This is a genomic window from Streptomyces sp. NPDC001406, assembly GCF_042895285.1.
In the GTDB taxonomy this organism is placed as follows: domain Bacteria; phylum Actinomycetota; class Actinomycetes; order Streptomycetales; family Streptomycetaceae; genus Streptomyces.
In genome coordinates this window covers 360,927-373,440 of record NZ_JBIAWG010000003.1, presented here as the reverse complement: position 1 = coordinate 373,440, position 12,514 = coordinate 360,927, and the positions used below count along the sequence as shown (strand labels likewise).

Sequence of the window (12,514 nt, the reverse complement as noted above, 5' to 3'; positions counted from 1 at the left end):
GGATGGCCGGAGAGCCGAGTTCTTTATGAACGCAATGCCGAACCCGGCGGGGCGAAGTTGGGTGGGCCCGGGGGCGTAGCCTGCCCCCGGGCCCGGAATGGCCGCCCATCGTCGCACGCCGGCACGCTTGAGGACCCGGGTCAGTCGTTATGTCGCCGCGTCCTGCCTTTGGACCACCGCGCATCGAGCTGCGCGGGCAGGACTTGAACCTGCATTTCGACGTGCTGGGGCCCGGGCCCGGTCGATCCGGCGATCGGCGGCGAATGCTGAGTCTGGAGCGAGAGTCTGAGATTGATCGCGGTCTGCCTCTGCCATTTGGGCTACCGCGGCACGGGATGAATGCCGCGGGGAGGACTCGAACCTCCACTGGAACCGCTTCGTCACGACAAGCTTCAGCTTCAGCTTGCGCTCCTCGCGCACCCCGGTCTCAAGGGACCGGGGATTCTTGAAGGCTACCCGAACAGGTAGCCGAACACGGCGTCACCCACCCGCTGGTCGACGACGTCGCTGCCGTTCGCCTCTTCCCGGGCGAACTTCACGGCCTGCTGCAACTTCTCGACGCGGTCGAGGAGTTCGTTGACGCGCCGGGCGGGAAGGGCGCCGGAGAACTTCACGGTGGTCCAGTACCCGACGGGAATGTCCTCGTAGTACACCTCGACCTGAGCCGGGTGCTTCTCGGTGGCCTCGGCCTTGACGTGGTTCCTGGGCACCTTCTTGGTGCGAAGCGTCCGCACGGGCTCCGTCTTCCACGCGTCGGTGGACGGATCCTGCGCCCAGGACTCGGAGGCGTCGAGGACGGGCAGCTTCCGCACGAAGGTGTTGAGATCGACGAGCTGCTTCTCCAGGAACAGCAGATAGGCCACGGGTACATCGGCGACGAGCACCCGCCCGTCCACCTTCACATCCGCCCGTGCCGTGCAGTTGGCCCAGTCCTTGGTGGCGGTCACGTCGAAGAGCCGCGTCAGCGTCGCCGCGGTCTCGCGCAGCACGTCCTCGGCCTTGACCTGCACCCGCGTGGACTCGGGCGGCAACTGCTCGCCCTCCTCGTCCTTGGGCTGGTACGTCCGCGAGATACCGGCCAGCAACGCGGGCTTCTGCAGGCCGTGGTGCGCGGACGTCAGGTCCTGGTGCGCCTTGGACTTGATGCCCTTCTCCACTGCGATGATCTGATTGAGTTTCGCCACGTCGGTGACGGTAGCAGCGGCAACTGCCCGACTTCGAAGGATTATTCGGCGCGGCCAGGGCCAAGATCGCCGCCGAGCACGCCCATGCGAACGGAGCCCCCGGCAAGCGCACGCCTGCCGGAGGCTCCGCCGTTGTCACAGCTCCACGGACTCGACGAACGCGGTCCACGCGGCGGGCTCCACGGTCAGCGCAGGCCTACTCGTGTCCTTGGAGTCACGGACGTACACCGCGCCCGAGGCGGCCGAGACTTCGACGCACTCACCGCCTTCGCCGCTGCTATAGCTGCTCTTGACCCAGGTCAGCGCTTCGACGCTCATGTCTCCCCTAGCAACTTCTCCATGAAGGCCAGCGATTCGCGCGGAGTGAGAGCATCGGCCCGCAGGATCCCGTACTGCTCCTCGAACACCCGGACCGACTTCCGCTCCGTGTAGAGGCGGCTGTCCTTGTGCGCCTCCACGTACGCGATCCTCCGCCCATCCCTCGTCTCGATCAAGGTGAACGGACCAGCCAGTCCAGCATGCTCTTCCCGCTCGGTCGGCATGACCTGGATCTCAATGTTGCGCCGTTGGCCGAGCAGGAGCATCTGCTCCAACTGGCCCCGCATCACCGACCAGCCGCCAAGTGGTCGCCGTAGAACCGACTCCTCGACGACGAAGCTGATGGTGGGCATCGGCAGCCGAGAGAAGATGTCCTGCCGAGCCAGTCGTGCCGCGACACGCTGCTCAACCGTCTCCTCGTCCAGCAACGGGCGCCGCATGCTGAACACTGCCCGCGCGTACTCCGCAGTTTGCAAGAGCCCAGGTACAGCGTGGGTGGCGTACACGTGGAGCTCAACCGCCTCGCCCTCCAACTTGGCCGCATCCCGAAAGAACGCCGGATACTGAGCCCGCCCCACCTCCTCCTTCCCCGCGCTCAACACCCCACCCGCACCCAGCACTTCATCCGCCCGGTCGATGAACCTCGGCGGCGGGATCCGCCTCCCCTGCTCGAAGGAGGCGATCGTCGACGCCGAGTACCCGGTCAGCGCCCCCAACTCCGATCGATCCAGCCCCGCCCGCTCCCGGAACAGCTTCAGTTGCCGCCCGAAGACGTGCAGCATGCCCGTGCCGGACTCGGGATCCTGCTCGTACTCCGGTCCTTGGACCTCGTCACTCATGCCGCAACTCCTCCCGCCGGGAACCGGTCACGCCCCGCATCGCGTACACGCACGCACCCGACGCGTACAGCCCGCGCACGTCAGCGCGTCACCCCTGGTCAAGATTACTCACCGTGCACAACGGTTGACCGCATGAAGTCAGCAACTCCCCCACACGAGACCGGGCAGCAACTCCAGCACCCCGCCCACGAGTTCGCCATGCGGTTCACTTCCACCCCACGCGGCGCACGCCTGGCTCGCCGTCTCGTCTCACACCGCCTGAACGACTGGGGCCACCCCTACACGACCCCGGTCAACGAGACGCTGACCCTCATCGCGGCCGAGCTCACGGCGAACGCCGTACGGCACGGTCACATCCCCGGCCGCGACTTCCACCTGCGTCTCACCCGTACAGGGAGCACACTCCGCATCGAGGTGACCGACACCAGAAGCGAGAAGCGGCCCCACCCCAGGCCCATGGCGGCCGACGCGGACGCGGAATCCGGACGCGGTCTCCTCCTGGTGGCCGCCCTGGCCAACGACTGGGGTGTCACTCCTCGCCCCACCGCCCCGGGCAAGACCGTATGGGCGGAACTGCTCGCCGGCTGACGGCATCCGCGAGCGCCGGGCGCACCGCGTGGGAGGGCAGCGCTCCCGACGCTCCCCGGGAAACTGGTATGGACCAATTGCCAAAGGCCTCGCCATGCGGCGTCGGCGCGGGCACAATGTGAGGATTGCAGGCACCCGAAGACAGAGCCCCACCCCTGATTGCTGGCCAAGCGACATCGGAATGGGGCTCCGTCAGCCGGACCCGCGCATCAGACCCCGGCCCTCAGCCGGGGTCTTGTGCTGTTACACGTGGGGCAAGATCCACTCCTTGACGATCCTGACGATCGCCAGAGCGATGCTCACCACTTGGGTCGCGACAGCGACCCTGCCCAGCACGATGCGGCGACGTCCCGGCGCCGGCTCCTGTTCCACAGCGTCTCCCCTCCTCTCCTTCTCGACACACCGGCCCACACAGGTCGTGGACGCCGCGGCTATCCGCGAACCATGGTGTGACCGTCGTCAAGGACAGGAAGAAGCTGCCATCGCACATGAGCCGACGTGTGCGGGCCGCTCCTGCGGCTCGATCCTCCTTACGCCAAAAGGGCATTGAGGCGCGTTGGCCTACCCGCAATGTAGCGCGTTGTCTAGTCCAGGTATAGGGTGCTCCCAGAAAACACCATCCGATTCGGATCCTCCGGATTGGTACACGTCAATCTGCTAGGTAGCACATAGATGGTCCCACAAAGTCAGCTCGCCCGTCGGGTCGATGTCTCGGACCTGGGCAGATGCTACTGATCCACACCTGATCGCGAGCTGGCATCCAGATGTCATGCAATCTGCTAGCTTGCAGATCGCAACTCGCAACAGGAGGTAGAGCTATCGTGAGCGCGCCAAGTGCGGCCGAGCAGCGACTCAAGCTTCGGACTGAGCTGCGCAAGGCACGCGCACGTGCCGGCCTGACGCAGCGACAGGTGGCCAGGGCGATGGAGTGGTCGCCGTCGAAGCTGCTCCGGATCGAGTCCGGCGAGGTCAGCATCTCGGTGAACGACCTCAGGCCCCTGCTGAGCACCTACGGCATCAGCGACCGTCGACAGATCGAATCCCTGCTCGATTTGGCGCGCGGCAGCCGGAAACTGCCCTTCGCCGAGTACCGGGACGTGTTCAGGAGCGAGTTCCTCCAGTTCCTGGCACTGGAGGCCTCGGCGTCGATCGGACGGTACTTCAACTCCCTCCAGTTGCCCCGACTGCTCCAGACCGAGGAGTACGCCCGAGCCATCGCCGTCGCCTACGGCAGCAGCACCACCCTCAACGAGACCGAGGAACGCATGCTGGAGGCGCAGCTCGCGCGCCAGGACCTCCTGCAGAGCGAGAGCTGCCCGGAGCTGTTCTTCATCCTCGACGAGGCCATCCTGCACCGGCAGGTAGGGGGCCGCGGCGTCATGCGAGCCCAGCTCCAGCGCCTCGCCGAGTTGTCCCAGCACCCCAAGGTCACCCTCATGGTGATCCCTTACACCGCAGGCGCCCACGCCGGCATCCAAGGACCCTTCACGCTCTTCGAGTTCGCCAGCGACGAGATGCCCGAGACCCTGTACATCGAGACTCCGCAGGGCGACACCATCGAATCCGACAAACCTGATAAAACGCGACGTTATCTCGAGCTGTTCTGGCAACTTGAGGACCTGAGCATCAGGGACCACATCGACACCCTGACCAACCGTCTCATCCAGCGCATGGACGACGGTGTCGACGACCTCGCCGCCCTGCTGGAGGAGCCGCCCGCCGCATAGCAAGTCGCCCTCGCACAGGGAACCTTGGCGCGATTCAGCCCATTCACCTTCCCAACAGCGGTTGTTACCCTGAGGAAAGGTGCTGTCCGCCTGTGCACCGGCACCACCACACCGGCGGGACGGTCCGAGGCACACGCCGGAGCCCTCCCTCAGCCACGGTTCGAGGAGGGTTCTGTGGGCGCCTCACCGGTCTGGCACAAAAGTACCCACAGCGGTTCCCTCAGCGGCGAGTGCATCGAGGTCGCGGAAGCCGCCGCCTTCGTCCTCGTCCGCGACTCGAAACGGCCCACCGGCCCCACCCTGCGGCTCTCCCTCCCCGCCTGGACCCGATTTCTCCGCCATGTCTCCGGCCCCCCTTCGCAGCAGGCCGCCTGAGGACGCGCCCTGGCGGATGCCCGTCAGGCAGAATCGACGCCGAAGGACGAGAGGGGCATTCCGGCTACGCAACGGGACGCGAGGACACATGCCGCTGGAGGACAGCACCGGCAGCCGTAGGGCGGCGCGGGAACAGCAGTCGCTGTTCAGCCGACTATCAGGACGACGTGCACCTTCCCCGACCCGGATCTCGACGGCGAAGACGCATGCTTCTCGCGGCACGGCCGCATGACACCGGGCAAGGGGCAACTGAGTACGCGGAACGCGGTCTAAGGCCGCTCCCATCGGCGGGCCGGGAAGTCGCACGGCTTGCGCGGATTCTTCGTGGGAAGCAGGCGCAGTTGCGCGGTGGGCACCTTGAACGGCTCGGCGGCGTCCGCGTCCCACAGCACGACGTCGTCCCCGGAGACCCCGAACGACAGGTAGGGGCGTCCTGGACGGAGCTCCGCTCCCTGCACGTTCAGCTGTTTCCTGGCCACCGTCGGCTGCACGCAGATCCATTCGGGCCGTACACCGAAGTAGGGCGGTGCCGCCCGGTGCGCTTTGGCGGCCGCCTTCACCGCGTCGGCGGCCTGATATGAGGAGCTGACGGCCAGAGCCGCGACAATTCCGACGACGAGGAGCTGTACCACGGCATACAGCGGAGGGTTCAGATACTCGGCCGGGCGGAGGAAGGCCGCGTGCACATGCTTCGCGATGCCCCACCCGGCCGGCACCACCAGGGCCAGACTCAGGAAACTCAGCAGTTTGCCCGCCGCCGCCACCTGCCAGATCCCCGGCACGTGGAAGTCCTCCGGGTCGAGTCCCAACGCGTTCGCGTACAGGGCGTGCAGGACCGAACCGGAGGCCACGACGAAGGACACGAGCGCCGCGAACACCAGCGGAGCCGCCCAGGCCAGCCATTCCCCCCAGCTCCACTGCCGCACCAGCAGCCAGACACCGACCGCCGTGGCCAGCAAGACGACGGAGGCAAGCAGCTGGAGCGGTGTCAGAGGATCGGCCCCAGGAGGGAGCCAGCCGAAAACCGCCGCCAGGAGCAGAGCCGCCATGGTGAGGAGGCGCAGGGCTTCCTGCATCCGCCCGCCGGAAAGGTGGACCCGGACTGCCGCGCGCACACTGGCGGCGAAGCAGCCGACTGCCAGCGTTCCCCAGAACCACGCGCCATCAGCGGTGGCGAGGCGCGCGTACGCCACGCAAAGGGCCATCGCCAGCAGCCAGGCCAACTGCTGATTCACCCAACGGTCCGCGGCCCGCTCACGTCTGCGGACGATACGGTCGTGGCCCGGCCCGTGCGCCGGACGTACATCGACGTCGCTCCGGGGTGCGGCTCCCGTCGGCAAGCCCATCCGGGCAAGCCGCCTGGCCTCCGAGGCCGTGCCGCTCACGAAGGTTCCGGTGTCGTATCGGCCCCGACGTTCGGTGAAACGCGCCTGGAGGACGGCCCAGCGCCGGCGCAGTTCCGCGATGCGGTGCCGGGGTCCCGGCGGCGGGCGCAGGGGCAGAAGGTGCGCCACGGAATGGACCCGCCACTCGGTGAACTGTTCCCGGTCCGTGTCCAGCAGGTCACAGCGCCTGACGTACATCTCGATCCGGGCGGCCTTCGCCAGCCGCTCCACCCGCCAGGCCGCGGCTCGCTCGGTTCTGCTGTTGCGTGCGCCGAACAGGCGCACTTCCACGCAGTACAGCCGCGTGTCCGGGTCCCGGGTGAGCACTCCCGCCGATATGTCCTCACCGCGTGCGAAGGAGGTGACGACCGGCCAACCGCGCTGGGCGAACTCGTTCTCGGCCGTCTCCCAGTCCCGTCGCCCCCCGCGCACCTCGACGAGTGCCAGTGCCCGCTGGTCGTACCGAACACGCACCACGTGCCTCCCCCATAGGCGTGTGCCGAACGTGGCGAGATGATCCCACGGCGACCGAGGTCCCCGATACGGTTGACTCCTCGGCCGCTTTCTCGATCCACTGCTCAACGGGTAGGCGGAGATCGAAAATTCGGATGCGGTCACCAGCCGGGCTGCGGATGATCGACAGGTTGTCCTTCGTCCACGCCAGGAGCCCGCATGATCCGGCGCGTCACCGCATCCGGTCTGTTTCCGCCGCCCACGTACTCGCATGCGTCCATAGTCGAGGCCGGTACGAAGCTCGCGTTCCTCGCCGGGGCCGTGCCCCTCGACGCGCGGGGAGAAGTGGTCGGTGTGGGGGATCCCGTGCGGCAGGCCGAGCGGGTGATCGCGAATCTGGGTGAGCAACTGAAAGCCGTGGGCAGCGACTTGGCGCATGTCGTGGCGACCGATGTGTACGTGGTGAGCAGTGACCCCTCGGTGCTCTCCGAGGTGTGGGAGGTGGTCGAGGCGTCGGGGCTGAGCGGCGGGCCACACTCGTCGACCCTGCTCGGCGTGGCCTGCCTCGGGTACACCGGGCAGCTGGTGGAGATCACGGCCACTGCCGTCATCCCCGAGGAGGCGCGCTCATGAGCGGCGAAACCGCGGTCCTTCTGCGCCGGGCGGCCGAGTCCGACGCCCTCTCCGCCGCCGACGTCTGGCTGCGCTCCTTCGCGGCCGCGCTGCCGACGGTCGGACGGCCGCGCACCGACGACGAGGTCCGCGCCTACTTCCGGGACGTGGTCGTGCCGTCGCGGGAGACCTGGGTGGCCGAGGCGGGCGGCGCGGTGGTGGGCGTGATGGTGCTCGACGAGGGCCTGCTGTCCCAGCTGTATCTCGACCCGGGCTGGCGGGGGCGCGGCCTCGGCGACCGGTTCATGGCCGTCGCCAAGGAGCGCCGTCCGCGAGGCCTCACGCTGTGGACCTTCCAGGTCAACAAGCCCGCCCATCGCTTCTACGAACGGCACGGCTTCGTCGCCGCCGAGTTCACGGACGGCAGTGACAACGAGGAGCGGGAGCCGGATGTCCGGTATGTGTGGCGGCCCTGAGGAGAGACGATGGGGGAGACGATGATCAGCAGACGCGGGCTCTTGGGCGGAGCGGCGATGGTGGGTGCCGGTGCGATGACGGGAGTGGTGACCGGTGCGGGCACGGCCGCGGCCGACGCGCCGTTGGACACCCCGTTCACCCCCGTCGCGACGCCGCATCTGGCAGAGACCGAGCGGATGGTCCAGTACCAGCGGCTGCTGGCGGCCGGGTATCTGACGGAGGGCCTCGCCGGGCACTGGCCGCTGGACGGTTCCGCGGGCGACCGCAGCGGACGGGAACACCCCGTCACACTCGGCCCGGGCGCGACCTGGACGACACTGCGGTCCGGCGGCGAGCTGAGCCTGGACGGCACCTCCGGGGCGTACGCGGCCACCGGCTCCGTCCTCGACACCACAGCCCCGTTCACGGTCTCGGCGTGGGTACGCCTGTCCGACGACCCCGCCGGTCCGGCCGATCTGACCAGCATGTACACCGCCGTCAGCCAGGACGGCAGCTCCGCCAGCCGCTTCCTGCTCCAGTACGACAACACGGCCGGGACATGGGCGTTCAAGGTGCGCAGCGAGGACCAGAGCACCAAGGTGTCCGCCGTCTCCACCACCCCGGTCACCAAGACCGGCGTCTGGACGCATCTGGCCGGCGCCTGGGACGGCACGCGCATCCATCTGTATGTGAACGGCACGCTGGAGGGCAGCGCCGACACCACGCTCGCGTGGGCCGCGACGCAGGGCTTCAACATCGGGCGGGCCCGCTGGGACGGCGCCTATGCGAACCGGTTCAAGGGAGCGGTGGACGACGTACGGGCATACTCCCGCGCGCTCACCGCCGCTGAGATCGCCCTGGTCAGCGGTCGTACGGCCCGGGAGAACAACGTCTACCTGATCGGCTCCCCCGCGACCGTCACCTGGGGCCGCCCCGACGACCTCACGAGCTGGGTGGCCCGGGCCCGCTGCTCGTCGTTCATGACCGCCGTCCTCAAGCACACCTACGGCTGGGCGAGCGACGCCTACTACCTGCAGTACTTCCAGGAGAAGGTCCCGGAGGCCGCCGACTACTGCTCGGCGTTCACCAACGGCACGGCGGGCCCCCGCTTCCAGCGCATCCGCAAGGTCACCGACCTGCGGCCGGGCGACCTGATCGCGATCGACTACAAGCCGGAGCCCGGCACCGACCCCACGACCGTCAACACCGGGCACATCGTGATGGTCCGCGAGGTCAAGGGCGTCTACACCGGCAACTCGACCGTCAACAACGAGACGCAGTACGCCGTCGAGATCCTCGACTGCACATCGGATCCGCACGGGGTCTACGGCAAGGCCAGCTACGCCCCCTACCCCGACACCCGGATGGTCGACGACGTGAACAACCTCCAGGGCGTCGGCATCGGCCACATGATGGTCTACGCCGACAACACCTCCGGCGAGTTCTCCCGCTACCGGTGGAGCGTCAACAGCGGCACGTCGTACACCCCCGACAAGCGGCCGATCGCGGCGGCCCGCATCGTCTGAGGAATCCGGGGAACCGCCTCATCGGCGGACGCACAGACGCACGGGCTCACCTGGTTTTCCGGGCCACCGGGTCACCGAGCCCCGCCGCGTCCGCCGCCGTGCGCAGCACCTCCCGCAGCATCTCCGGTGTGAGCCGGCCGGTGAAGGTGTTGCGCTGGCTGACGTGGAAGCAGCCGAAGAGATCCAGCCCTTCCGGCCCGTCCGGCCCATGGGATCCGTCCGGTCCGTCGAGCCTCACGCGGGTGCCGTGGGCGAAGGCGGGCCGCGGGCGGGGCACGGTCCAGCCCGCCTCGGCGAACGCGGGCAGGGCGGCCTGCCAGCCGAAGGCGCCGAGCACGACGACGGCCCTGAGCGTCGGCCGCAGCAGGCCCAGCTCCCGCACCAGCCAGTGCCGGCAGGTGTCGCGCTCCTTTGGGGTCGGCTTGTTGGCGGGCGGAGCGCAGTGCACGGGCGCGGTGACGCGTACGCCGTACAGCTCCAGTCCGTCACCGGCGCTGACGGACGTGGGCTGCGAAGCCAGTCCGACGTCGTACATCGCCCGGTACAGCACATCCCCGGAGCGGTCGCCGGTGAACATGCGGCCGGTGCGGTTGCCGCCGTGCGCCGCCGGGGCGAGCCCGATGATCAGCAGCCGGGCATCGGGCGGGCCGAAGCCGGGCACCGGGCGGCCCCAGTAGGTCCAGTCGGCGAAGGCGGCACGCTTGGTCCGCGCCACCTCCTCCCGCCAGGCGACCAGCCGCGGGCACGCCCGGCAGCCGGCAAGGCGCCGGTCGAGGTCGGGCAAGCCGCGGATGTCCATGCCACAACCGTATGCCTCCGCTCGGAAAACGCGTCCGGCTCACGGGGCTCCTGGAGCTAAGGTCGAGGACATGGCTTTGCAGGATGCGGACGAGAGCAAGGGCCGCGAGACCGGCGGGACCGGGACGCGGTCGGCAGGCCGCACGCCCGACACACGCCGGGGACGGGTGACCGAGCGACGCGGCTCGGCTGTGCCGAAGACGGGCGGCGACGGCAGCGACGGCGACAACACTCGTGCGCGGGCCGACGGTGGAACCCGGACCGACGCGGTGGCCCGGACCCCCGGGGCGGCCGACGCTGCCCACACCCCGGACGAAGCCGCTACCAGTACCGCCGACGCCACCGGAAACTCCGCTGTCGCCCACGCGACTGCCGTCGACCCGAAGATCGCCGCCGCGATCGCCGCCGCCGAGGCCGCCGGGCCGGCCAACGGCGGGAGCGTCCGCATCGACAGCTGGATCTGGGCCGTGCGTCTGGTCAAGACCCGCTCCCAGGGAGCGACCGCCTGCCGTGGCGGACACGTCCATGTGAACGGCGAGCGCGTCAAGCCCGCCTATTCCGTGCGCATCGGCGACGAGGTGCGCCTGCGGCACGAGGGCCGGGAGCGGGTCGTCGTCGTCAAACGTCTGATCCGCAAGCGGGTCGGCGCCCCCGTGGCAGCGCAGTGCTACATCGACAACTCCCCGCCGCCCCCGCCCCGCGAGGCCACGGCCCCCATCGGCATCCGCGACCGCGGCACCGGCCGCCCCACCAAGCGGGACCGCCGCGAGCTGGAACGGCTGCGGGGAGCGGGTGGCGCCGGCGGCTTCGGCAGTCCCGGGGGACGGCCAACTCCCGGGGGACGGCCAAATCCCGGGGGCCGTCCCAAGGAGCGGTGATCCCGCCCGCACGCCCTGGCACAGCGGTGACGCCCGCCCGGGCCCCCGAGGCCCGCCGGACGTCACCGCCTCCGTACGCGGATCACGCCCGTCGTCGCACCAGCCGCAGCAGCTCGGCGTTGTGCCCTCGACGGGCCCAGGCGATGAGGGTCAGGGGCACCATCAGGATGACCGGGGTCGCCGCGTACTGACCGTCGAACACCGTGAGCTGGACGATGAACGCGCCCACCATGAGCGCGCTCAGCGCGATGGCCGCCACCGACTGCAGGACCGGGATCAACAGGGCGACCGCCCCGGCCAGTTCGAGTACGCCGATGGTGTACATACCCGTGCTGCCCCAGCCGATCCTGTCGAACGACTCGACGGCCGAGGGGTGCGCGATGAGCTTGGGCAGTGCGCTCGCGACGGCGAAGAACAGGGCGAGCAGCACCTGTACCGTGCGCAGGGCGATCCGGGCGCGGTGGCCGTGGGCGGTCGGGGCGGAAGTGACGGAAGCGATGGTCCCGGTCATGGGTGTCTCCTGGGGGAAGCGGTCCCGGTTGCTGTCACAGAGGTAGACCGGCCCCTGTCCGAGAACTCATCGCCGTCCGCGGGACATTCGCCCGCCTTCCCGCGCTCCGGCGCCCCTATGCCGTCCGCACCGCCCGCACCCACACCCCGTCCGGTGTCAGATACTCGTCCACCTCCAGCCCCGCCTCCGCCAGCGCCTCCTCGAACTCCTCCTTGGTCAGCGGCCGGGCCCGGAACGTCTGCGTCCAGACCGCGTCCGGGAACACATACTCCGCGCGCACCGAGTTCACCCCGTCCCCGACCGGCTCTGACGACAGCATCCGCACGGTGAAGCCGCTGGGGTCGATCCGCTCCCGCGGGAGGTTGGTGTGGTAGTCCTCGCCCTCGCGCTGGATGAGGACACAGCCTCCCTCCGCCAGGTGCCGGGCGCAGGTGCGCAGCATTCCTTGGCGCACCTCGACGTCCCCGGCGTGGACCAGGAACGACGCGAGCATCACCGCGTCGAACGTCTCGCCCAGGTCGAGGTTCTCGATGGGGCTGCATATCGTGCGCGCCCCGCGGACGCGCTCCAGCATCTCGGCGGACTCGTCCACCGCGGTGACCGTGAACCCGCGCTCCAGCAGGGGGTGGGTCATCCGTCCCACTCCGCTGCCCAGCTCCAGGATGCGCGCACCGGGCGGCACGGCCGCGGCGATGATGTCCGGCTCGTCCCGCACCGGCAGGCGTGAGTAGAGCTCCACCGCGCAGCCGTCCGGTGTGATCGCACCGGGTCCCGATCCCTCGTACCCCTCACGCATTTCAACCGTCATGCCCGAACAACGGCCCGCCTCCGCAGGCCCGTTCCCGCCCGCCGGTAGTTCACTCG

Annotated in this window: 14 protein-coding genes; 7 read left to right on the top strand and 7 right to left on the bottom strand. The window is 69.2% G+C overall.

From position 1 onward, the window contains the following. Positions 1 to 452: 452 nt before the first annotated feature. The 3 genes from ACFY1J_RS09070 to ACFY1J_RS09060 form a co-directional block, all read right to left on the bottom strand. On the bottom strand, positions 453 to 1,184 hold the full coding sequence (locus tag ACFY1J_RS09070; RefSeq protein WP_390709039.1) for a hypothetical protein: 732 nt from the start codon (positions 1,182 to 1,184) through the stop codon (positions 453 to 455). Positions 1,185 to 1,319: 135 nt separating this feature from the next. Next, the gene (locus tag ACFY1J_RS09065; RefSeq protein ID WP_390730950.1) at positions 1,320 to 1,502 is read right to left on the bottom strand and encodes a DUF397 domain-containing protein; all 183 of its coding nucleotides are present in this window, start codon (positions 1,500 to 1,502) and stop codon (positions 1,320 to 1,322) included. Continuing rightward, positions 1,499 to 2,341, bottom strand: a complete 843-nt coding sequence (locus ACFY1J_RS09060) for a helix-turn-helix domain-containing protein (RefSeq protein ID WP_390730949.1) — start codon at positions 2,339 to 2,341, stop codon at positions 1,499 to 1,501. Before ACFY1J_RS09060 ends, ACFY1J_RS09065 begins: the two co-directional genes overlap by 4 nt. Before the next feature lie 132 nt (positions 2,342 to 2,473). Between ACFY1J_RS09060 and ACFY1J_RS09055 the strand changes: the two genes are divergently transcribed. The 3 genes from ACFY1J_RS09055 (at position 2,474) to ACFY1J_RS09045 (ending at position 5,031) form a co-directional block, all read left to right on the top strand. Then, the gene (locus ACFY1J_RS09055; protein ID WP_390709042.1) at positions 2,474 to 2,929 is read left to right on the top strand and encodes an ATP-binding protein; all 456 of its coding nucleotides are present in this window, start codon (positions 2,474 to 2,476) and stop codon (positions 2,927 to 2,929) included. Positions 2,930 to 3,750: 821 nt separating this feature from the next. Then, positions 3,751 to 4,656: a helix-turn-helix domain-containing protein gene (locus tag ACFY1J_RS09050; protein WP_390709043.1), complete on the top strand. Its 906-nt coding sequence runs from the start codon at positions 3,751 to 3,753 to the stop codon at positions 4,654 to 4,656. A 174-nt stretch (positions 4,657 to 4,830) separates the two neighbouring features. Further along, positions 4,831 to 5,031, top strand: a complete 201-nt coding sequence (locus ACFY1J_RS09045; protein ID WP_390709044.1) for a DUF397 domain-containing protein — start codon at positions 4,831 to 4,833, stop codon at positions 5,029 to 5,031. A gap of 269 nt (positions 5,032 to 5,300) precedes the next feature. On the opposite strand, the gene ACFY1J_RS09040 is transcribed toward ACFY1J_RS09045, so the two are convergent. Then, positions 5,301 to 6,893: an NnrS multi-domain protein gene (locus tag ACFY1J_RS09040; RefSeq protein ID WP_390709045.1), complete on the bottom strand. Its 1,593-nt coding sequence runs from the start codon at positions 6,891 to 6,893 to the stop codon at positions 5,301 to 5,303. Positions 6,894 to 7,088: 195 nt separating this feature from the next. Here ACFY1J_RS09040 and ACFY1J_RS09035 point away from each other — a divergent pair, with 195 nt between their 5' ends. The 3 genes from ACFY1J_RS09035 to ACFY1J_RS09025 are packed head-to-tail and all read left to right on the top strand — an operon-like array spanning position 7,089 to position 9,463. Next, positions 7,089 to 7,502 carry a RidA family protein gene (locus tag ACFY1J_RS09035; protein ID WP_390730948.1) on the top strand — a complete coding sequence of 138 codons (414 nt, stop codon included), beginning with the start codon at positions 7,089 to 7,091 and terminating at the stop codon, positions 7,500 to 7,502. Then, a complete protein-coding gene (locus tag ACFY1J_RS09030) occupies positions 7,499 to 7,957 on the top strand; it encodes a GNAT family N-acetyltransferase (protein WP_390709047.1) in 459 nt (152 codons plus the stop codon). The genes ACFY1J_RS09035 and ACFY1J_RS09030 overlap by 4 nt, the downstream gene beginning before the upstream one ends. Positions 7,958 to 7,966: 9 nt before the next feature. Then, positions 7,967 to 9,463 carry a LamG domain-containing protein gene (locus ACFY1J_RS09025; RefSeq protein WP_390730947.1) on the top strand — a complete coding sequence of 499 codons (1,497 nt, stop codon included), beginning with the start codon at positions 7,967 to 7,969 and terminating at the stop codon, positions 9,461 to 9,463. A 46-nt stretch (positions 9,464 to 9,509) separates the two neighbouring features. Here the strand turns inward: ACFY1J_RS09025 and ACFY1J_RS09020 are convergent, their stop codons facing one another. Then, positions 9,510 to 10,262, bottom strand: a complete 753-nt coding sequence (locus ACFY1J_RS09020) for a uracil-DNA glycosylase (RefSeq protein ID WP_390730946.1) — start codon at positions 10,260 to 10,262, stop codon at positions 9,510 to 9,512. Between the two features lie 385 nt (positions 10,263 to 10,647). On the opposite strand from ACFY1J_RS09020, the gene ACFY1J_RS09015 reads away from it, so the two are divergent. Continuing rightward, a complete protein-coding gene (locus ACFY1J_RS09015; RefSeq protein ID WP_390731024.1) occupies positions 10,648 to 11,139 on the top strand; it encodes an RNA-binding S4 domain-containing protein in 492 nt (163 codons plus the stop codon). An 82-nt stretch (positions 11,140 to 11,221) separates the two neighbouring features. Here ACFY1J_RS09015 and ACFY1J_RS09010 read toward each other — a convergent pair whose 3' ends face one another. Together ACFY1J_RS09010 and ACFY1J_RS09005 are read right to left on the bottom strand one after the other, a co-directional pair. Further along, the gene (locus ACFY1J_RS09010) at positions 11,222 to 11,650 is read right to left on the bottom strand and encodes a DoxX family protein (protein WP_390730945.1); all 429 of its coding nucleotides are present in this window, start codon (positions 11,648 to 11,650) and stop codon (positions 11,222 to 11,224) included. Positions 11,651 to 11,765: 115 nt separating this feature from the next. Then, positions 11,766 to 12,458 carry a class I SAM-dependent methyltransferase gene (locus ACFY1J_RS09005; RefSeq protein WP_390709051.1) on the bottom strand — a complete coding sequence of 231 codons (693 nt, stop codon included), beginning with the start codon at positions 12,456 to 12,458 and terminating at the stop codon, positions 11,766 to 11,768. Positions 12,459 to 12,514 lie beyond the last annotated feature (56 nt).